The organism is Shewanella kaireitica, assembly GCF_023284045.1.
Lineage (GTDB): Bacteria > Pseudomonadota > Gammaproteobacteria > Enterobacterales > Shewanellaceae > Shewanella > Shewanella kaireitica.
On sequence record NZ_JAKIKQ010000002.1, the window covers coordinates 518,181 to 536,803 of the forward strand.

Consider the following 18,623-nt stretch of genomic DNA (forward strand, 5'->3'; position numbering starts at 1 on the left):
TTCACTAAAACTAACAACTTGTGAACTATAGTTATCAACAATCTCTTAACTCGTTATTTATTAAATATTTTTAATCTTCCGATAAGTTGTAGTGCTGTAAAACAAATTGACCAGTATTTGTCAAAATGTAGATCTTCTTCTCATTTTGCATCACTAAGCCCGCTTTTTTTAACTGACGTAAGTGGAAGTTAAACTTGGTGTGATCGTCTATTTCAACTAAACGACATAGATCCATAAACTTAAGCTCTTTATGTATTGCTAGTACTCTCAGCGCTTTTCTTCTATTTGGATTTGCCAACGCACTGTAGACAAGGTCAGGATCCAGATCAGCACGGCTCTTAAGTAGCTGTTTCTCAGTTAAACTACGCCGAATTGTTACAATTAGCTCCTGGCTCTTAAAAGGCTTAGTAATCACACTGTCAGCGCCTTTTTTCATCGCATCGACAGCGGTATCAACTGTGGCGTAGGCTGTAATAATGATAACTGCTATAAAGGGTTGGTTCTGTCGCAAATTTGATATTGCTTCAACACCTGTCATACCCGACATCAATAGATCCATCAATGCTATGTCAAAATGGCGCTTCTCACTTAGCTCAATAGCACTTTCGGCACTATAGACCGCTGTAACTTCAAAGCCCTCCAACTCGAGGATTTCAACCATATTGCGGCTTAATTCAATATCATCTTCAGCCAGTAATATAGAGATCATTAATAGTACTCCCGATAAAAAATCAGTTCGACGCATGTACCAAGATCTTTGCTACTCACGATATGCATTTCCCCATTATGTAACGACGTTATTTGCTCACATATTGCCAAGCCTAAGCCAGTTCCCTTCCCAACAGGTTTCGTTGAGTAAAATAGCTCCGTAGCCTTACTAAGCTCAGCCTCACTCATACCACAACCAGTATCTTCAACTCGCACTGTGACTTTATTTTTTTCCTGTACTGCAGTGACAATGATAGATTGATTATCGGGTGATGCATCAATGGCGTTACAGATTAGGTTGATAAATAACTCTTCCAACTTAACTTTTTCAGCATACAAAATAATGTCATCGCTGCAATTAACCTCAATTTGATGATGCTTAATTCGGTGAGACAACAGCTGCACAGCAGAGCCAAGTACATCACTGATGGCAACAAAACTTTTCTTACCTGATGCAGGCCTAGCGTAACTTAATAGTTCCTTACTAATTGCCGATGCTCGTTCAATGCCTAGCCGAGCCCGATAAAGATAATTGCTATCAGTTTCATTGTGATCGTTGTTTTTGCGCTCCCATAGATCCAGCGCCAACGTAGAAGAAGCCAGAGGATTATTTATCTCGTGTGCAACCCCCATCGCTAACTGCCCTATCGCTTTATACTTGTCAGCTTCAATCGCTCGAGTCAGCTTAGCTTCAGTGGCTTGCTCTTTTTCCAAATCAAATACTTTCAGCGCTTTAAACAACGCTACTAGAATCAATCCTCCAGCCAAAGTTCGCAGCACTGGCACACTGTGATGGTAGTCAGTAGGAACCAAACCAGACAACACGCCATAGATAAGTAGTCCGACTCCACTGATCACAAAATACAGACCATAATGATGATTTTCCTGGCGTAAGCTGTTGCCATATACAGCCATACCAATCCCCGCTAAGGAGGCACTACCAAAACCAATAAGCACTCGAGTGTATTGGCTCGCCTCAAGGAAACCGGTCTTATTTACCGCCAAATCATGTAAATCAGGAATAAGTAACCAAAGGTAACTGACTATTATTGTCACTAGTACTCCGTGTCCAACCAGAGCAACCCGTTTATTGGTAATACTGAGTATTTGCCAAGCAAACACCATCAGTGCTATGTAGGAAAGAAGTAACTTAGCAAGGCATAACCACTGAGTCAGTAACTGATACTGCTGTGCAATATGATCCGAGAAAATAATCACATAAAGCTCTGACCATTCATGAAAAGCATGAGTAAAACCAAATGCAGCCAAAGCCCATAACGTTGATGCGACTTTTAATTGGCTAAACCTAAAATTTCGGAACACGACCGCACAGCCAATCGAGAAGAACACGAGGCCGTAGAACAGGTAGATATTGAAAGTAATAAAAACTGGCATACTAATAACATAGCACTATGGTTTTAAACTGAAGATGATCTCCTTCTAAGTTTATCTATTCAAGCGTTGCGCTAGCTCATAAAACAAAGAACCATTTAAGCAATAACGCCTAAATGGTTCTTATTTAGAAAATAATCTGTAACTGAACGATTATTTTACTCGCTTAACATCTCCACCGAGACCTTTAAACTTATCTTCGATGTGCTCGTAACCACGATCTAAATGATAGATACGATCAACCGTTGTTGTACCATCTGCGACCAAACCTGCTATCACCAAACTGGCAGAAGCGCGTAGATCAGTTGCCATCACTTGAGCACCATTGAGCTTTTCAATGCCATGAATAATACAGGTATTACCCTCTAGCTCCATGGTTGCCCCCATTCGGCTAAGCTCAGGAACATGCATGAAACGGTTCTCGAAAATTGTTTCGGTAATCGTCGCAGTGCCTTCTGCTAATGCATTAAGCACACAAAATTGTGCCTGCATGTCAGTTGGAAAACCTGGATAAGCCACAGTCTTGATATTGACTGCTTTTGGGCGCTGCCCTTGCATGTCCAGTTCAATCCAATCATCACCAGTAGTAATGCTCGCTCCCGCGTCTTCAAGCTTAGCCAACACAGCTTCTAGAGACTTAGGATCTGCTTTAGTACAACGAATTTTGCCACGAGTCACCGCTGCAGCAACAAGAAAGCTGCCGGTTTCAATTCGGTCTGGCATCACTCGGTAGTCACAACCTTGCAATGATTCAACACCTTGAATACGAACCGTATCAGTACCAGCCCCCTCAATTTTTGCGCCCATTGCAATTAGGCAATTGGCCAAATCGACAACTTCAGGTTCACGGGCAGCATTCTCAATGACAGTTTCACCATCAGCTAATGCTGCAGCCATGAGTAAATTCTCAGTTGCACCAACGCTTATCATATCCATAAAGATATGCGCGCCTTTTAGGCGACCATCAACGCGAGCTTTAATGTAGCCCTCTTTGACTTCTATCTTGGCGCCCATTTGCTCAAGTCCATGCAAATGCAGATTCACAGGTCGAGCACCAATTGCACAGCCACCAGGCAGTGATACATCGGCCTTACCATAACGAGCAAGCAAAGGGCCTAAAATAAGTATCGATGCACGCATGGTCTTAACTAACTCATAGGGTGCACAAAACTCATTAAGATTAGTGGTTGAAATGCAAACTTTATCATCGCCAGAGCGAGTAACTTCAGCCCCTAAGCAGCGTAAAAGTTCACAACTAGTATTAACATCCCTAAGGCTAGGCACATTCGATACGTTGAAGTCAGTCTCAGCTAACACACCTGCCATGAGGATTGGCAGAGCAGCGTTCTTAGCGCCTGAAATAACAACGTCGCCAGCAAGCGCGCCGCTTGCTTCAATTTTTAATTTATCCACGTTAACTCTCTAAATCCGCAATTACATATTAAAAACTTTTTCACGCTTCCATTGTGTCGGCGTGAAAGCGTTAATCGTAATTGCGTGTAACTCACCACTGGTAATGTGAGCCATTAATGGACCATAAATAGTTTGTTGCTGCTTTACGCGCCCCATACCGTCGAAACACTCACCAACAGCGACAATTTTGTAGTGAGTACCTTCTTGAGTCACTTTAACTTCGTCGAGAGATAATGCTTCTAACAGGATAGCTTCTATATCTTTACATTCCATGGAACTGTTCACCTTACTGTGCTTCTTCAATAAAGAAGTCGTTTAAATCATATAATACAATAAATTTCTTAAGCTGCTCTGAAGCAGAAACCAGTTTTAAGCTGGCGCCTCTAGCAGCAAAAATACTGACTAATTCGAGTAAAAATGCCACTCCGGCACTGTCGCAATATTCAATGGCCGATAACTGCAAAAATGCAGTATCGACATCTAATAAGCAATGTCTGTCATTCCATAGACTGATTACGGCTTGCTGATCTAGACAGCCACTAATCGCACAAATTATGCCTTGTTGTTGAAAGCTAGCCACTAATTCGCCTGCTCAATTACACTTAAGTCAATATGAGTCTCGGTGCGCTCAATCAGCATTTCAATTACAGGTTCTATTCCTTTTTGACGCACCAAATTGGTGATCTCAGATTTCTTAGAAGACAATAAACTAACGCCTTCTGCCACCAGGTCAAACGCCTTCCAGGTGTCATCCTTTAAACGTCGAGCCTTAAACTGTAAGCTAATATCAGGTCGCCCTTTATCTATAATCCTAACATTAACATTAACCATCTTCTCACCCGTAAAGTCTTTAGCAGGGCTAAACTCCACTGTTTGATCAGTATATTCAGTAAATGCCTGTGCATAGGTTGAGATTAAGTAACCACGAAAAGCTTCTACAAAGCGAGCTCGTTCATCTTTTGTAGTGTCACGCAGGTATTGGCCCAGTACTTTATAAGACGCATATTTGTAGTCAATATACGGCATTAATTCTTCCGTCACGATAACTTTAAGGTGATCAGGGTTATCCACAATCAACTGCTTATCTTGATTAAAACGGGCAAAGGTTTTTTGAGAAACAGCTTCTACTAGTGTGTAGGGATTGGTTGTATCGATTTCAATGTCTACTGCACTATCGTCTGCAGCGTGGGCTGTGAAACCTAATATAACCGCTGAAGCCAAGACTAATCCACGAAAAAAATTGTTAAACATATCCATTACTCCAACTACTAATCCTTAGTGCCTGCACTATAAAGAAATTGGCCTATCAACTCCTCCAGTACCAAGGCGGAATGCGTATCATCAATACTGTCGCCATCAACTAACATCTCAATATCATCGTCCATAAACCCCGGAGATAGGCCTAAAAACTGTTCGCCCAATAAGCCTGAGGTTAAAATAGATAAACTGCTGGTTTCGGGAAAATACTTGTATTGTTTGTCCATCGACAAACTGACAACCGGAACCAACCTTTCTGGATCTAACTCAATAGCACTAACACGACCAACAACAACACCACCAACCTTGACCGGTGAGCGCACTTTCAAACCACCTATGTTGTCGAATTTTGCATGCAAGGTGTAACTATTGTCGCCAGTTTTCACTTCAACATTGGCGACATTAAAAACCAATATCAAAAATGCTGCCAACCCTGACAATAAAAATAGACCGACCAATACCTCAATCTTCCGTGTCAACATAACTCATTTACCACTCTATTCAATAAATCTAAACAATAATTAACCGCAATAACAACGTTAGAAATTAGTAATTAGCTACCAAACATCATTGCCGTTAGTAGAAAATCCAATGCCAATACCGCAAGGCTCGACTGCACTACGGTTTGGGTCGTTGCGCGGCTGATCCCCTCAGGGTTCGGGATGACATGATAGCCACGATAAAGTGCAATCCAGGTGACCACAACGGCAAACAACAAGCTCTTAATCATGCAGTTAACAATATCTTGTCGCCACTCTACAGATGACTGCAAAATTGACCAAAAGGCCCCACTATCAATGCCCTTCCACTCCACGCCAACAATATGGCCACCATAGATACCAATTGCTGTGAACATTAATGCTAAAAGCGGCAAGCTAATCACTCCAGCCCAAAACCGCGGCGCTATAATCTGCCTTAATGGATCGACCGCCATCATCTCTAAGCTTGATAACTGCTCGGTACTCTTCATTAACGCGAGCTCAGCAGTTAGCGCTGAACCTGCCCGCCCAGCAAACAGTAATGCCGTAACCACAGGGCCTAATTCTCGTAATAAACTCAAGGCGACCATCGGGCCCAAGCTCTCTTCAGTACCAAACCCTACTAGAATATTATAGCCCTGTAGGGCTAGTACCATGCCAATAAATAGCCCAGAGACTAAAATGATGACCATTGATTGCACGCCAATGACATACAGTTGCTTTATTAGTAATGGCAGGCCTTTCTTCAATCTTGGACGATGCGCGATAGCTCCCCAAAGCATTAATCCCGCTCTGCCAAGTCCAGTCACTAACTCAATAGCGCTGCGACCCAATTTAGCAATTTGTTCAGTCAAGCCCACTTAACAACTCCTTTTTATAATCAGGCGCAGGGTAATGAAACGGCACAGGTCCGTCTGGTTCCCCCTCTATAAACTGTTTCAATTGCGGATTATCAGCTAAGCGAAGCTCATCAGGTGTGCCATGGGCAATAATTCTTTTATCTGCCAATACATAAACATAATCAGCAATACCTAACACCTCATCCACATCATGAGATACCACCACAGAAGTAAGATTAAGTGCATCGGAGAGTTCACGAATAAGCTTAACTAACACCCCCATGGAGATAGGATCTTGTCCGGCAAAGGGCTCATCATAAAGAATGATTTCAGGCTCTAAGGCAATTGCACGAGCCAATGCAGCTCTACGCTGCATACCACCCGATAACTCCGTTGGCATTAACTTAGCAGCCCCGCGCAGCCCGACGGCTTCTAGCTTCATCAATACAATACGGCGAATGATGGCTTCAGGCAGACCAGAGTGCTCTCTTAGTGCAAAAGCGACGTTATCGAATACGTTAATATCGGTGAAGAGTGCGCCGCTTTGAAAAAGCATACTCATACGCTTTCGCAGTGCAAACAGCTCATTACGATTGCATTGATGCACATCAGTACCATCAAATAGTACTTTGCCTTTATCTGGATTAAGTTGACCACCAATCAGTTTTAGTAAGGTTGTCTTACCGATACCGCTTGGCCCCATAATCGCAGTCACCTTGCCGGTCGGGATCGACAGACTAATGTCCTCATAAATAACATGAGAACCTCGGCTAAAGGCCATATTCTGGATTTCGACCAATGAGTTATGCTTTTGAGTCATGCATGAGCCCTGCATTCGAAGTTAGAAACATCCATTTTTCCATACCGCAAAGGAAGAAATTGTACGTAATTGGCCATTCAGGTACAACCAAATCAACACTATCTCGACTCAATACTTTCATTTTCCTTCAATTACAGCGAAAATACGCGGCTATATCCCAAAATACTAAGAATCGATGTTATTTAATATATTTTTGTTAGTGGCTGGCTTAGGTGCTTTAGTCTGGAGTGCAGATAAGTTTGTCTATGGTGCAGCAGCTTTCGCACGTAACTTAGGCCTTCCGCCAATGTTGATCGGCTTAACCATCGTCGCGATGGGTAGCTCTGCTCCTGAAATGTTTGTTGCAGCGACAGCCTCAATGGAAGGAATGACAGATACTGCAATTGGCAATGTACTCGGCTCAAATATTGCGAATGTCACTCTTATCTTAGGTATTACAGCACTACTTGGTGCAATTTCTGTCAGCTCGCAAACCCTAAGGCGTGAAATACCTTTGATGCTAGCCGCGACGGCGATTGTGGGTTACTTTTTACATGACGGTTTTCTAACTCGCATCGAAGGTGTGTCTTTAATGGTGCTGTTTTTCGCATTGATGGGATACCTTATTTGGCATGCGCTGACCAATAAAAATCGCGATGCGTTGGCAATAGATGCTGAAAGTGAGATCCCAGCAGACGTCCCGACTAAGAAAGCCATTTTTTGGCTTATCATTGGCATGGTATTATTACCATTGTCTGCAGACTGGATGGTTCAAGGAGCCGTGGGGATTGCCAAGGCATACCACCTTTCAGATCTCGTTATCGGACTCACCATTATTGCGGTCGGCACGAGCTTACCAGAGCTTGCAGCTTGTGTAGCCGGTGTGCTGAAAAAAGAAGATGACTTAGCCATCGGTAATATTGTTGGCTCAAACTTATTTAACATTTTAGCGGTACTTGCACTCCCCGGCCTCATTGCACCTGGCGAAGTCGATGCAGCAGCAAGTACACGAGATTTCTATATGGTACTTGCAACGAGTAGTGCACTTGCAATACTGATCTTATTGACTGGACGCGCACGGCAATTAAAACCGTGGCACGGCGTCGTACTACTGATTACATTTGTTGCATACCAAGCGTTACTTTTCCTATCTTGAATATGAATGCAGCAACTAAAGCAGTAAATAAAAGAGAGACCAAGAAATGGTAGATGAACAGCAGTTACGCCAATGGGGCACCAAAGTGATTGATATCGAGAAACAAGCCCTCGATAACCTTCACCAGTATGTTGATTCGAGCGAATTTGCCCAAGCTTGCCAACTTATATTGCAATGTACAGGTAAAGTCATCGTGATGGGCATGGGTAAATCAGGCCATATTGGTAACAAGATATCAGCGACATTAGCCAGTACCGGAACGCCAGCATTCTTTGTCCACCCAGGTGAAGCGAGCCATGGGGATTTAGGCGTTTTAAGCGAAAACGATATCGTACTTGCTATCTCAAACTCCGGTGAGTCAAGTGAAATACTAACCTTAATGCCCGTCATTAAGCGTATGGGACTGCCGATGATATCGGTCACGGGCAAACCTGATTCAAACATGGCAAAACTCGCTCAACTGCACCTTTGTATTGAAGTGCCAGAAGAAGCATGCCCGCTTGGGCTAGCACCGACCTCAAGTACGACAGCTACTTTGGTTATGGGTGATGCACTCGCCGTTGCTTTACTGCAAGCTCGTGGCTTTACTAAAGATGATTTTGCGCTTTCTCATCCAGGTGGAAGCTTAGGCCGTAAGCTATTATTAAAAGTCAGTGATGTAATGCACAGCGGTAATGAACTGCCTTTAGTAAAGCATGATATTTGCATTACCGACGCGCTTTATGAGATCTCTAAAAAGGGCTTAGGCATGACGGCGATTGTAGATGAAGCAAACACCTTAGTCGGGATCTTTACCGATGGCGATTTGCGCCGGGTGATTGATGCAGAGGTCAACTTACGCACCACTTCTATTGCTGATGTCATGAGTAAAGGTTGCGTCACGATTACCGACAATGTACTCGCAGCAGAAGCGCTAAAAGTGATGGAAGAGAAAAATATTAACGGCCTTATTGTCATCAATTCAAAGCAACAACCCGTCGGCGCATTAAATATGCTCGATATGGTAAAAGCAGGAGTGATTTAACATGTCTAAACAAGGATTTTACGGGCCAATCAGTGATGACGTTTGGCAAGCAGCCAGCAAGATCAAGTTACTGATCTGTGATGTCGATGGGGTATTTTCAGACGGTTTGGTTTACATGAGCAATGCCGGAGAAGAGCTTAAAACATTTCATACCCGTGATGGCTACGGTGTGCGCTCAGTCCTTTCTAGTGGTATCAACGTGGCTATTATTACCGGCCGTAAATCACAAATAGTAGAAGACAGAATGACGGCCCTTGGCGTCACTCATATATATCAAGGTGTCGATAATAAGCTCACCCCTTACAATGAACTGCTAGCACTGTACAACGTAAGTGCTGATGAAGTCGCCTATATAGGTGATGATATGGTCGATCTTCCTGTCATGAAAGAAGTGGGTCTATCTGTATGCGTAGCCGATGGCCACCCATACGTTAAGCAGCATGCACTTATGACCACCCATATTAAAGGCGGTCACGGTGCACTGCGCGAGCTAACAGATCTACTGCTGCTTAGCCAAGATAAATTTGAGTCAGCTCATGGGATGAGCATATGAATCGCGTCACACTCGCGATTATCGCTTTATTTGGCACTGCACTCATCCTCTATTGGCAGGTGCAGTCTAAAAAAAGCGATCAAACGTTAGACGTCAATGCAAGCGAACGGCCCAATTACATCATCGATGACCTGCGCAGTACAGAGTACAATGAAGCAGGTTTTGTCAATAGCAAGGTCACTGCCAAGCATATGGAACACTTTGAAGATGCCAGCATGACTTACTTCACAGACCCAGTGTATCTAATCTACCCTGATGATGGCCAAGCACAATGGCGCTTAAGGGCGGTAAAAGGCAGCCATAACAATTTAACCGGTAAGGTCTCATTACAAAACAATGTTATTATCGACTCCATAAGCCCTGAAGAGCCGATTCAAACATTATCGACATCTTATTTAGAACTAGACTTGGATACCATGATAATGACCTCTGATGAAATTATTCACGTCACTGGCAATGAATTTGTTATTCAAGGCACAGGTCTTTATGCTGATCTCAATGCTCAAAGTGTAAAGTTGATCAGCGAAGTCGAAGGGATCTACGATGCTAAATAAGCGGTTCAAAAAAACCAATATACTCACTCGTGCAGTCACACTAATGGCCGAGTAGAAGGAAGTTATGAAATACAATCAATCCATACTTGCAGGTCTATTGTGTCTGCTCAGCATGAGCAGCTATGCCGCTGTTGATGACCTTAAACAAGAGGTCAAAATTGCCGCAGCGAGCCAAGAAGCTGATATAAAAAACAATCAGGTTATCTTTTTTGGCCCGGTAGAGGTGACTCAAGGCTCAATTAAAATGAACGCTGATGAGTTACGGGTTTTCTCTAAAGAAGCGAACTCCGGAAAAACACTAGTTGCCACAGGCAATCCGGCAACCTATACCCAAGTAATGGAAGATGGCCGCCCCGCAACGGCAAGCGCTAAAGAGATCCGTTACGAGTTAGCAACCAGAATCTTAACCCTTTTAGGTGATGCGACACTCGAGCAAGAGGGTAGCCAAGTTACAGGTAACCGCATTAAGTACAATATAGGTTTACAGCAACTCATTGCTGAAAGCACCGGCCAAGGCAATGACAGAGTGATCACCATCATTCAACCAGAAGCCTACCAAGAAGAGACTCCTGAAACCCCAGCTGAACCGATAGAAAAGCAGGAGCAGCAATGACCCAAAAAACGCTAATGGCACGCAACTTAGCTAAGAGCTATAAAAACCGTGCGGTTGTTCAAGATGTGAGTTTAACGGTAAAAACCGGGCAGATTGTTGGGTTACTCGGCCCAAATGGAGCAGGCAAAACCACAACCTTCTATATGGTCGTCGGTTTGGTTCAGAGTGAAAAAGGACAGATCTTTATTGATGAAGACGATCTTACCTTAGATCCTATGCATCTTCGTGCTCGAAAAGGTATAGGTTATTTACCGCAAGAAGCAAGTATTTTTAGAAAGCTTTCAGTCCGCGACAATATCATGGCAGTGCTTCAGACTCGCAGCGATATTGACAATGAGCAACGTGAAGCGCAACTAGAGAGCCTGCTTGAAGAGTTTCATATCACTCACATACGAGACAGCCAAGGTATGGCACTTTCAGGTGGTGAACGCCGTCGAGTTGAAATTGCACGGGCGCTAGCAGCCAACCCAAAATTTATATTGCTTGATGAACCCTTTGCAGGTGTAGACCCCATTTCTGTCATCGATATTAAAAAAATCATTGAGCAGCTAAAAAACCGCGGCTTAGGCGTGCTGATTACCGATCACAATGTTCGTGAAACATTAGACGTTTGTGAGCATGCATATATTGTAAGTCACGGAAATCTCATTGCTGAGGGCACGCCTGCTGAAATCTTAGACAACCAGCAGGTTAGAGCAGTGTACTTAGGTGAACAATTCAGGCTATAGTTAATCAACAACATGAGCGTTTAAAGCGCGGCACTAATTAAGTATACTAATATAATCATAGTGTTGGGCCTTTACGCTCTCTTCGCCAAATTAACGAGCTTCAACGTTTAATTACAGTGTAGGGAATAGCGGTAAGATGAAAGCGTCACTTCAGCTCAAAATGGGTCAGCAGCTAACCATGACTCCACAGTTACAGCAGGCAATCCGCTTACTGCAACTGTCCTCTTTAGAGCTGCAGCAAGAGATCCAGCAAGCATTAGAGTCAAATCCCCTACTAGAATTAGATGAAGAGCAATCTGACGGCGAACCTGTCAGCAATGAAGATCGCACCACCAGCGAGTCCGACAGCTATTCAGAATCTGATAGTGACAACGATTACAGCGCCAGCGCCGAAGTTGATCCCCAGCAAGATAGCGCCGCAGTAGAAACCTCTGACGCATTAACCCAAGATTCAATGCCTGATGATCTGCCGATGGATACCACTTGGGACGAAGTCTATACCGTCTCATCAAATGCAAGCTCTGGCGGTATGCGCGATGACGATATGCCATTCCAAGGTGAAACCAGCGAAGGCTTGTATGAGCACCTTGAGTGGCAAAAGAACTTAACACCATTTTCCGATAACGATCTTGCTATCGCCACCGCTATTATTGATGCTATTGACGAACGTGGTTACCTCACTCAAAACTGCGAAGATATTCTTGAAGCAATGGGCGATCCTGAGATTGAGATTGATGAAGTTGAAGCCGTGCTCAAACGCGTACAGCATTTTGACCCCATTGGTGTTGCCGCTCGCGACTTAAGCGAGTGTCTACTGATCCAACTGGCCCAATATGCCGCTACCACGCCACATATTGACAATGCCCGCCTACTCATCAAAGACTACTTAGATTTAATTGCAGGGCGCGATTTTAGGCAATTAATGCGTAAAACGAAGCTAAAAGAAGATGAGCTCCGTGAAGCCATAAGCCTGATCCAAACGCTTAACCCAAGACCTGGATTAGCAGTCACTCGCAGCAAAGATGAATACGTTATTCCCGATGTATCAGTAGCCAAAAAGAAAGGTCGCTGGGTGGTTGAGCTAAACCCAGATTATATGCCTAAAATTAATGTTAATCAGCACTATGCTTCAATGGCTCGCAGCACAAAAAGCCAAGCCGATGGCCAGTTCATTCGCGGCCATTTACAGGAAGCTAAGTGGTTCATTAAAAGTTTAGAAAGCCGTAATGAAACCTTACTAAAGGTCAGTAACTGCATTGTGAAATTCCAGCAAGGCTTCTTTGAATATGGCGATGAAGCTATGAAGCCAATGGTTTTAAATGATATTGCAGAAGCCGTTGAGATGCATGAGTCCACCATCTCAAGGGTCACCACTCAAAAGTATATGCATACCCCCAGAGGTATTTTCGAATTAAAGTATTTCTTCTCTAGTCATGTCGGAACCGACGACGGTGGAGAGTGCTCATCAACAGCTATTAGAGCGTTTATTAAGAAGTTAGTCGCAGCTGAAAACCAAAAGAAACCATTGAGCGATAGCAAAATGGCGCAACTTTTGGCAGAACAAGGGATAAAAGTTGCTCGTCGTACTATCGCGAAATATCGTGAAGCAATGCTAATCCCGCCCTCAAACCAACGTAAGAGTTTATAACTCAAAATTAGGCACTTGGAGGAATTTTCTATGCAAATTAACCTTACTGGACATCACATCGAAATCACCGCATCACTGCGTGGCTATGTAGAAGAAAAGTTCACAAAGCTTGAACGTCATTTCGATCAGATCAATAATGTCCACGTCATTTTGAATGTAGAAAAAATGCAGCAGATTGCCGAAGCCAGAATTCATCTTAAAAAAGGTGAAGTTTTTGCCACTTCGGAACATGCGGACATGTACGCCGCAATCGACTCCCTGATCGATAAATTAGATCGTCAGGTTATTAAACACAAAGAGAAGCTGACCAAACATTAACGATGGAACTATGTACCATCCTGCAGCCGGAATGCACCACCTGTGCCACTCCGGGCAGTAAGAAAAAAGTACTGGAACTCATCAGCGACATTGCCGCTGTCCAGTACCCTACTCTATCTTCACAAGAGATATTCGAGAGCCTGTTGGCTCGCGAAAAAATGGGTAGCACAGGTATAGGCAACGGTATCGCAATCCCGCATGGGCGGTTGACCAATATTGACCACCCACTTGGCATATTAATCAAATGCGAAACACCGATCTCTTTTGACTCGATAGATAAGCAGCCAGTCGATATATTGTTTGCACTTTTGGTTCCTGCAGAGCAATGTGAGCAACACCTAGCCACTTTGTCTTCAATGGCTGAAAAGCTTAACAATAAAGCTATCGTTAAGCAGTTGAGGAAAAGCACCAGTGAATCAGAGCTGTACGATTTGATCACTCAATAGCTAATGACTCAGGTCTTTAAGTAACCTTATGTTATACAAGTAGGTTATTTAAAGACCTCAGTAATTATGACAGCAATATTATTTATTCTCTCCTTCTTGCCTAAGCTCTTGCTTTCACCAACAAAAAAGTTAATCTATACCCTTGTACATCTTGTAAACATATATAAAACACTCATTCTAACTTCTATCAGGTAGTCAAAAGATGAAACTCGTTCTTGTCTCTGGTCGTTCAGGCTCTGGTAAATCCGTTCTTCTAAGGATGTTAGAAGATCTCGGCTATTATTGTGTCGATAATCTTCCGTTACCTATGATGGGAACACTGTTAGAGCAGCTAACGGGTAATTCAGAGCTCGTAGCAATTAGTGTCGATATTCGCAATATGCCAGAGAAAGAAACTGAGCTGGAAAAGCACCTAACGAATTTACCTGAAGGTGTCGAGCTACTCAGCTTCTTCCTAAACTCAAGCGATGAAGTATTGCTTAAACGCTATAACGAAACCCGACGACTTCACCCACTGTCTCATTCGAATATCTCATTGAAAGAAGCCATTCAGCTTGAAGGCCGTCAGCTAGAACCATTAGCAAAAATCGTCGACCACTATATCGATACTTCAAACCTCAACATCTACGATCTTAACGATCAAGTTCGTGAAATTTTATTGGGTAATATTGATAAAGAGCTAATGATCAAGTTTGAGTCTTTCGGATTTAAATATGGTATGCCTACCGAAGCCGACTTTATGTTCGATGTTAGATTTCTGCCTAACCCGCACTGGGAACCGGAACTAAGGCCGATGACAGGGCTTGATAAGCCAGTACAGGATTTTCTCAATCAACGCCCATTGGTTAATAAATTTATCTGGCAGATAGAGAATTTGCTACGTACATGGCTGCCAGACTTAGAGCGTAATAATCGCAGTTATTTGACCATCGCTATTGGTTGTACTGGAGGCCAACATCGCTCTGTGTATGTAACCGAAAGGCTTGCTGAACACTTTAAAGATGGACGGCATAAAGTGACCACTAGTCACCGCGAGTTAAAAAATGCCAACGATTGAACGACAAGTTACCATATGCAATAAGCTTGGACTTCATGCTCGAGCCGCAACCAAACTGGTGGTGTTAGCTTCTGAATTTGATGCTGAAATAACAATAATCCAAGGCGAAAAACAAGCATCAGCCGTAAGTGTACTAGGCTTACTAATGTTAGAGACAGGAATGGGCAAATCCATAAAGCTAATTGCCACAGGAGCAGATGCAGAGCCAGCATTAGAGGCTATATGCCATTTAATCAATGCCAAATTTGACGAAGACAGCTAGCCCTCTTTTCCTGTAAAATTTATCCTTATATACCTCTGACACCAATCCAATTAATTCAGTGAGCGATTTCTTGAGGCGATTGGTATTACTTACGTTATTATATGCGCCTTTTATACGAGCCTGAGAGGGATCCATGCCGATTGAAGTCTTAGATAATGAAACAACAGATCAACGCCTCAATCAGCTGAATAAAGCATTGGGCAGTGGGATGTTCGTCCATGTCCGCAATATGCTGCAAGATATGGCAGCTACTGATATCGCCTTTATCCTCGAATCTTCGCCACCGCGTACTCGTCAAGTCCTCTGGCAATTGATTGACCAAGAGCATACTGGTGAAATTCTTGATGAGCTGGGCGAAGAACTAAAAGATAGCCTAATTAGTCAAATGAGTCCTGAGCGAGTCGCCAAAGCTGCCCAAAGCATGGACACCGATGACTTAGCCTATATTTTGAGAAGCTTACCTGACAGTGTCTTTAATGAGGTGCTGCAGTCGATGAGCACTCAAGATAGGGTGAGGGTTGAGCAAGCACTCTCCTATCCTGATGATACCGCCGGCAGTATTATGAATACTGATACGGTGACCTTAAGGCCTGACGTCAATATCGATGTGATACTTCGCTATTTAAGAATTCGTGGCGAATTACCAGACGCAACCGATATGCTGTATGTGGTCGACAAACATGACCGCGTACTGGGTGGTGTTCGTATTGCCGACCTACTGACTTGTAACCCTGATTCATCCATTAGGGATATCATGGCAGCCGATGTCGAGCCTATTCCCGTAGGTATGTCTGACAGTGAGGTTGCACAGCTGTTCGAACGTCATGACTGGATGTCTGCACCTGTAGTTGATGATGACAACAAACTACTTGGCCGTATAACCATTGATGACGTGGTTGATGTTATCCGTGAAGATGCTGAACACTCAATGATGGGTATGGCAGGTATGGACGATGATACCGATACCTTTGGCCCTGTATTAAAAAGTACTTTTCGCCGTTCATTGTGGTTAACGGTTAATTTATTTGCCGCATTACTCGCCGCTTCTGTCAGCAACATGTTTGAGGGAACCTTGGAACAGTTCGCCACCATCGCTATTTTGATGACCATTGTCCCTAGCATGGGCGGTGTAGCAGGTAACCAAACATTAGCGCTGGTTATTCGTGGTATTGCCTTAGGTCAAATTGGCCAAAGTAACTCCAGATGGCTTATCGGCAAAGAACTTGCCATTGGCTTTCTCAACGGCTTACTGTGGTCGGTATTAGTCTGTGCTGCTGTCTGGGCATGGAAAGGCGATATCACGCTAGGAGCAACCATTGGCGGCGCTATGTTGATTAACATGACAGTCGCAGGGCTTGCCGGTGCCAGTATTCCGCTCATTCTCAAAAGAATGAATATTGATCCTGCGCTAGCAGGCGGTATGGTGCTAACCACAGTGACCGACGTCATCGGTCTGTTTGCCTTTTTAGGTTTAGCGACTGTGTTTCTACTAAATTAATGCCTGTTCGTTGAACCATGCAAATAGCCGCCTTGATAGGCGGCATTTTTGTTCGGTTATACCAATCAAATCCTACAGCTTTAACGGCGCGCTAAAACCATAGTCAGCTAAGATAGACTGGCCTTTTTCTGACAACACAAACATCGCAAGCTTCCAAGCATCCGGTTTAGCTGCCTTTAATACGACTAAACCGTAATTTGCTCCTACTGCCAGCTCGTCAGGTAATTGCACCACCTTAAGGTTGGGCACCTCTTTTTGAGCCAACACTGCATTAGTACAGTAGGTTAAGAAGATATCGGCGCGATTGTTCTCCATCACCCAGCCATAAGTATTACGTCCAGTAGGTGCTTTCTGACTGTTCTCACCACCAGTGAGTTGTAATGCTTTAGTTTCTAGCCGAACTTGTGCACCAGCACTTAATGCATCCGCTTTAGCAAATACCTTCCATGCATAATCACCTGAAGGATCAGCTTTTGGCGTAGATGTACCTAGCCTTATATCGCTACTAAGCATCTTCTGAAGTAAATCTTCGCTATTGAGATCAACATCTGCTTGCGCAATGGCGCACATCTGATTTTGAGCAAACATCACCACACTTTCAGCCAGTTCATTTCGCTTTAACGTTTGCGGATGCTTAATATTGGCAGAGGCAAAAACATCCACAACCTCACCAGCTTCAATCCGTTTTCTAAGCAGACCTGAAGGCGCAAAACTACTATTAACCGCTTGCCCTGATTCTAGCTGGTACGCAGCCACAATATCTGACATCGCATTTTTCAGACTACCGGCGGCGCGCATCTCAATAGGCGCTGCGGTGACGGTAAGAGGGAAGATTAATAGTGAAGCTGCGATCCATTTTTTCATGTTTGATTCCATAAGTGACTTTAACGCGACAGTAAATAAAGCAATAACAGAGATCGATCAAAAAGCATTTATCAATTGAAAACAATCTATAACGTCCTTGCGAGACTATGTATGTTCAAGCGCTTGAATGGGATCACTCAAAAACCAAATTCATTAGACAAATAGTCGCAAGCCACCAGCTTATCTTCGCGCACAAAAAAGCCACCTTATCGGTGGCTTTAGTCTAAATAAAATCAATATTCAGCAGTATAAAGACTAACTTAACGGGCTAAGAATAATCTCAACTCGGCGGTTTTCAGCTCTACCCGCTTTGGTCTCGTTACTTGCAACAGGTCGTTCTTCACCAACACCATGAGAAACCACTCTGGCTGACGGCACTTTGCGGCTCATTAAGTAGCTTGCCACTTCACTGGCTCTCACCTGTGATAATCTCATATTGTACGAGGCCGCACCTGAGCTATCGGTATGTCCCATCACATTGAGTTTGGTCTCATCATATTCTAAAGCAACTAATGCAACGCTATTTAGCACTTGCTCTGCTCGTTGGCTAAGATCGGTTTGATCCACGCCGAAAGTCACATCGTTTGGCATATTCAAAATAATGGTATCACCACTGCGAGTCACACTCACACCCGATGACTGTAACTGCTTACGTAGCTCTGCTTCTTGCACATCCATGTAGTAGCCAATACCACCACCAAGTGCAGCACCCGATGCAGCCCCAATTAATGCCCCTTTACCTCTATCACTTTTGCTTGATGAAGCGACTCCTATCGCAGCTCCCGCTAATGCGCCAATCAAGGCGCCATTGGTGGCTTTAGCATTTTGGGATTCATTGCTATATGGATTGGTTGTCTGACAACCAGAAACAAACACTGCAGCAACAATACAACTGGCGATAACGCCATTGCGCTTAATAATCATGAACATTACTCCTAAACTGTCTTCATAGTGCGAAGACGACAACATATCGAGTTATTTTGTTAGCAGTATATAAGCCGAGAGTTAATAGACA

Annotated in this window: 23 protein-coding genes; 12 read left to right on the top strand and 11 right to left on the bottom strand. The window is 43.6% G+C overall.

Annotated elements, in window-relative coordinates; all coding sequences use genetic code 11:
* Window positions 1-70 precede the first annotated feature (70 nt).
* From L2730_RS04825 to mlaF, 9 genes are all read right to left on the bottom strand, one after another.
* Entirely contained in the window at window positions 71-709 is a 639-nt protein-coding gene (locus tag L2730_RS04825; RefSeq protein WP_248973534.1) for a response regulator, read from the bottom strand.
* On the bottom strand, window positions 709-2,103 hold the full coding sequence (locus L2730_RS04830) for a sensor histidine kinase (protein WP_248973535.1): 1,395 nt from the start codon (window positions 2,101-2,103) through the stop codon (window positions 709-711). Before L2730_RS04830 ends, L2730_RS04825 begins: the two co-directional genes overlap by 1 nt.
* Window positions 2,104-2,253: 150 nt before the next feature.
* Window positions 2,254-3,513: a UDP-N-acetylglucosamine 1-carboxyvinyltransferase gene (gene murA, locus L2730_RS04835; protein WP_248973536.1), complete on the bottom strand. Its 1,260-nt coding sequence runs from the start codon at window positions 3,511-3,513 to the stop codon at window positions 2,254-2,256.
* A gap of 21 nt (window positions 3,514-3,534) precedes the next feature.
* Window positions 3,535-3,786, bottom strand: a complete 252-nt coding sequence (locus tag L2730_RS04840; protein WP_044555622.1) for a BolA family protein — start codon at window positions 3,784-3,786, stop codon at window positions 3,535-3,537.
* Between the two features lie 13 nt (window positions 3,787-3,799).
* A complete protein-coding gene (locus L2730_RS04845; protein ID WP_248973537.1) occupies window positions 3,800-4,093 on the bottom strand; it encodes an STAS domain-containing protein in 294 nt (97 codons plus the stop codon).
* Window positions 4,093-4,764 (bottom strand): MlaC/ttg2D family ABC transporter substrate-binding protein, encoded by a 672-nt coding sequence (locus L2730_RS04850; RefSeq protein WP_248973538.1) that lies wholly within the window; start codon window positions 4,762-4,764, stop codon window positions 4,093-4,095. The genes L2730_RS04845 and L2730_RS04850 overlap by 1 nt, the downstream gene beginning before the upstream one ends.
* Before the next feature lie 17 nt (window positions 4,765-4,781).
* Window positions 4,782-5,252 carry an outer membrane lipid asymmetry maintenance protein MlaD gene (mlaD, locus tag L2730_RS04855; protein WP_248973539.1) on the bottom strand — a complete coding sequence of 157 codons (471 nt, stop codon included), beginning with the start codon at window positions 5,250-5,252 and terminating at the stop codon, window positions 4,782-4,784.
* Window positions 5,253-5,323: 71 nt separating this feature from the next.
* Entirely contained in the window at window positions 5,324-6,109 is a 786-nt protein-coding gene (gene mlaE, locus L2730_RS04860) for a lipid asymmetry maintenance ABC transporter permease subunit MlaE (RefSeq protein ID WP_248973540.1), read from the bottom strand.
* Complete coding sequence (gene mlaF, locus L2730_RS04865) at window positions 6,096-6,908, bottom strand: phospholipid ABC transporter ATP-binding protein MlaF (protein WP_248973541.1); 813 nt, start codon at window positions 6,906-6,908, stop codon at window positions 6,096-6,098. The genes mlaE and mlaF overlap by 14 nt, the downstream gene beginning before the upstream one ends.
* 175 nt (window positions 6,909-7,083) lie before the next feature.
* On the opposite strand from mlaF, the gene L2730_RS04870 reads away from it, so the two are divergent.
* The 12 genes from L2730_RS04870 (at window position 7,084) to mgtE (ending at window position 16,744) form a co-directional block, all read left to right on the top strand.
* Entirely contained in the window at window positions 7,084-8,043 is a 960-nt protein-coding gene (locus L2730_RS04870) for a calcium/sodium antiporter (protein ID WP_248973542.1), read from the top strand.
* Window positions 8,044-8,089: 46 nt separating this feature from the next.
* Complete coding sequence (locus L2730_RS04875; protein ID WP_248973543.1) at window positions 8,090-9,067, top strand: KpsF/GutQ family sugar-phosphate isomerase; 978 nt, start codon at window positions 8,090-8,092, stop codon at window positions 9,065-9,067.
* A gap of 1 nt (window position 9,068) precedes the next feature.
* A complete protein-coding gene (gene kdsC, locus L2730_RS04880; protein WP_248973544.1) occupies window positions 9,069-9,620 on the top strand; it encodes a 3-deoxy-manno-octulosonate-8-phosphatase KdsC in 552 nt (183 codons plus the stop codon).
* The gene (gene lptC, locus L2730_RS04885) at window positions 9,617-10,174 is read left to right on the top strand and encodes an LPS export ABC transporter periplasmic protein LptC (RefSeq protein WP_248973545.1); all 558 of its coding nucleotides are present in this window, start codon (window positions 9,617-9,619) and stop codon (window positions 10,172-10,174) included. The genes kdsC and lptC overlap by 4 nt, the downstream gene beginning before the upstream one ends.
* A gap of 64 nt (window positions 10,175-10,238) precedes the next feature.
* Complete coding sequence (gene lptA / locus L2730_RS04890) at window positions 10,239-10,787, top strand: lipopolysaccharide transport periplasmic protein LptA (protein WP_248973546.1); 549 nt, start codon at window positions 10,239-10,241, stop codon at window positions 10,785-10,787.
* Window positions 10,784-11,515 carry an LPS export ABC transporter ATP-binding protein gene (lptB, locus tag L2730_RS04895; protein ID WP_248973547.1) on the top strand — a complete coding sequence of 244 codons (732 nt, stop codon included), beginning with the start codon at window positions 10,784-10,786 and terminating at the stop codon, window positions 11,513-11,515. Before lptA ends, lptB begins: the two co-directional genes overlap by 4 nt.
* Before the next feature lie 136 nt (window positions 11,516-11,651).
* Entirely contained in the window at window positions 11,652-13,163 is a 1,512-nt protein-coding gene (locus tag L2730_RS04900; RefSeq protein WP_248973548.1) for an RNA polymerase factor sigma-54, read from the top strand.
* A 30-nt stretch (window positions 13,164-13,193) separates the two neighbouring features.
* Window positions 13,194-13,481 carry a ribosome hibernation promoting factor gene (hpf, locus tag L2730_RS04905; RefSeq protein WP_020910875.1) on the top strand — a complete coding sequence of 96 codons (288 nt, stop codon included), beginning with the start codon at window positions 13,194-13,196 and terminating at the stop codon, window positions 13,479-13,481.
* Window positions 13,482-13,483: 2 nt separating this feature from the next.
* Entirely contained in the window at window positions 13,484-13,927 is a 444-nt protein-coding gene (gene ptsN, locus L2730_RS04910) for a PTS IIA-like nitrogen regulatory protein PtsN (protein ID WP_248973549.1), read from the top strand.
* Between the two features lie 202 nt (window positions 13,928-14,129).
* Complete coding sequence (gene rapZ / locus L2730_RS04915; protein ID WP_248973550.1) at window positions 14,130-14,984, top strand: RNase adapter RapZ; 855 nt, start codon at window positions 14,130-14,132, stop codon at window positions 14,982-14,984.
* A complete protein-coding gene (locus L2730_RS04920) occupies window positions 14,971-15,246 on the top strand; it encodes an HPr family phosphocarrier protein (RefSeq protein ID WP_248973551.1) in 276 nt (91 codons plus the stop codon). Before rapZ ends, L2730_RS04920 begins: the two co-directional genes overlap by 14 nt.
* Before the next feature lie 133 nt (window positions 15,247-15,379).
* Window positions 15,380-16,744 (top strand): magnesium transporter, encoded by a 1,365-nt coding sequence (gene mgtE / locus L2730_RS04925; protein ID WP_248973552.1) that lies wholly within the window; start codon window positions 15,380-15,382, stop codon window positions 16,742-16,744.
* A gap of 72 nt (window positions 16,745-16,816) precedes the next feature.
* Here the strand turns inward: mgtE and L2730_RS04930 are convergent, their stop codons facing one another.
* Both L2730_RS04930 and L2730_RS04935 read right to left on the bottom strand, forming a co-directional pair.
* Complete coding sequence (locus L2730_RS04930) at window positions 16,817-17,608, bottom strand: molybdate ABC transporter substrate-binding protein (RefSeq protein ID WP_248973553.1); 792 nt, start codon at window positions 17,606-17,608, stop codon at window positions 16,817-16,819.
* Between the two features lie 255 nt (window positions 17,609-17,863).
* Window positions 17,864-18,532 (bottom strand): YiaD family glycine zipper/OmpA-like lipoprotein, encoded by a 669-nt coding sequence (locus tag L2730_RS04935; RefSeq protein WP_248973554.1) that lies wholly within the window; start codon window positions 18,530-18,532, stop codon window positions 17,864-17,866.
* Window positions 18,533-18,623: the final 91 nt, after the last annotated feature.

What these genes read in the sequence shown, in the direction of transcription:
- L2730_RS04825 (WP_248973534.1), bottom strand. Translation starts at nt 709, where the DNA reads ATGATCTCTATATTACTGGCTGAAGATGATATTGAATTAAGCCGCAAT.
- L2730_RS04830 (WP_248973535.1), bottom strand. Translation starts at nt 2,103, where the DNA reads ATGCCAGTTTTTATTACTTTCAATATCTACCTGTTCTACGGCCTCGTG.
- L2730_RS04840 (WP_044555622.1), bottom strand. Translation starts at nt 3,786, where the DNA reads ATGGAATGTAAAGATATAGAAGCTATCCTGTTAGAAGCATTATCTCTC.
- L2730_RS04850 (WP_248973538.1), bottom strand. Translation starts at nt 4,764, where the DNA reads ATGTTTAACAATTTTTTTCGTGGATTAGTCTTGGCTTCAGCGGTTATA.
- mlaD (WP_248973539.1), bottom strand. Translation starts at nt 5,252, where the DNA reads ATGTTGACACGGAAGATTGAGGTATTGGTCGGTCTATTTTTATTGTCA.
- mlaF (WP_248973541.1), bottom strand. Translation starts at nt 6,908, where the DNA reads ATGACTCAAAAGCATAACTCATTGGTCGAAATCCAGAATATGGCCTTT.
- L2730_RS04870 (WP_248973542.1), top strand. Translation starts at nt 7,084, where the DNA reads ATGTTATTTAATATATTTTTGTTAGTGGCTGGCTTAGGTGCTTTAGTC.
- L2730_RS04875 (WP_248973543.1), top strand. Translation starts at nt 8,090, where the DNA reads ATGGTAGATGAACAGCAGTTACGCCAATGGGGCACCAAAGTGATTGAT.
- kdsC (WP_248973544.1), top strand. Translation starts at nt 9,069, where the DNA reads ATGTCTAAACAAGGATTTTACGGGCCAATCAGTGATGACGTTTGGCAA.
- lptC (WP_248973545.1), top strand. Translation starts at nt 9,617, where the DNA reads ATGAATCGCGTCACACTCGCGATTATCGCTTTATTTGGCACTGCACTC.
- lptA (WP_248973546.1), top strand. Translation starts at nt 10,239, where the DNA reads ATGAAATACAATCAATCCATACTTGCAGGTCTATTGTGTCTGCTCAGC.
- lptB (WP_248973547.1), top strand. Translation starts at nt 10,784, where the DNA reads ATGACCCAAAAAACGCTAATGGCACGCAACTTAGCTAAGAGCTATAAA.
- L2730_RS04900 (WP_248973548.1), top strand. Translation starts at nt 11,652, where the DNA reads ATGAAAGCGTCACTTCAGCTCAAAATGGGTCAGCAGCTAACCATGACT.
- hpf (WP_020910875.1), top strand. Translation starts at nt 13,194, where the DNA reads ATGCAAATTAACCTTACTGGACATCACATCGAAATCACCGCATCACTG.
- ptsN (WP_248973549.1), top strand. Translation starts at nt 13,484, where the DNA reads ATGGAACTATGTACCATCCTGCAGCCGGAATGCACCACCTGTGCCACT.
- rapZ (WP_248973550.1), top strand. Translation starts at nt 14,130, where the DNA reads ATGAAACTCGTTCTTGTCTCTGGTCGTTCAGGCTCTGGTAAATCCGTT.
- L2730_RS04920 (WP_248973551.1), top strand. Translation starts at nt 14,971, where the DNA reads ATGCCAACGATTGAACGACAAGTTACCATATGCAATAAGCTTGGACTT.
- mgtE (WP_248973552.1), top strand. Translation starts at nt 15,380, where the DNA reads ATGCCGATTGAAGTCTTAGATAATGAAACAACAGATCAACGCCTCAAT.
- L2730_RS04930 (WP_248973553.1), bottom strand. Translation starts at nt 17,608, where the DNA reads ATGAAAAAATGGATCGCAGCTTCACTATTAATCTTCCCTCTTACCGTC.
- L2730_RS04935 (WP_248973554.1), bottom strand. Translation starts at nt 18,532, where the DNA reads ATGATTATTAAGCGCAATGGCGTTATCGCCAGTTGTATTGTTGCTGCA.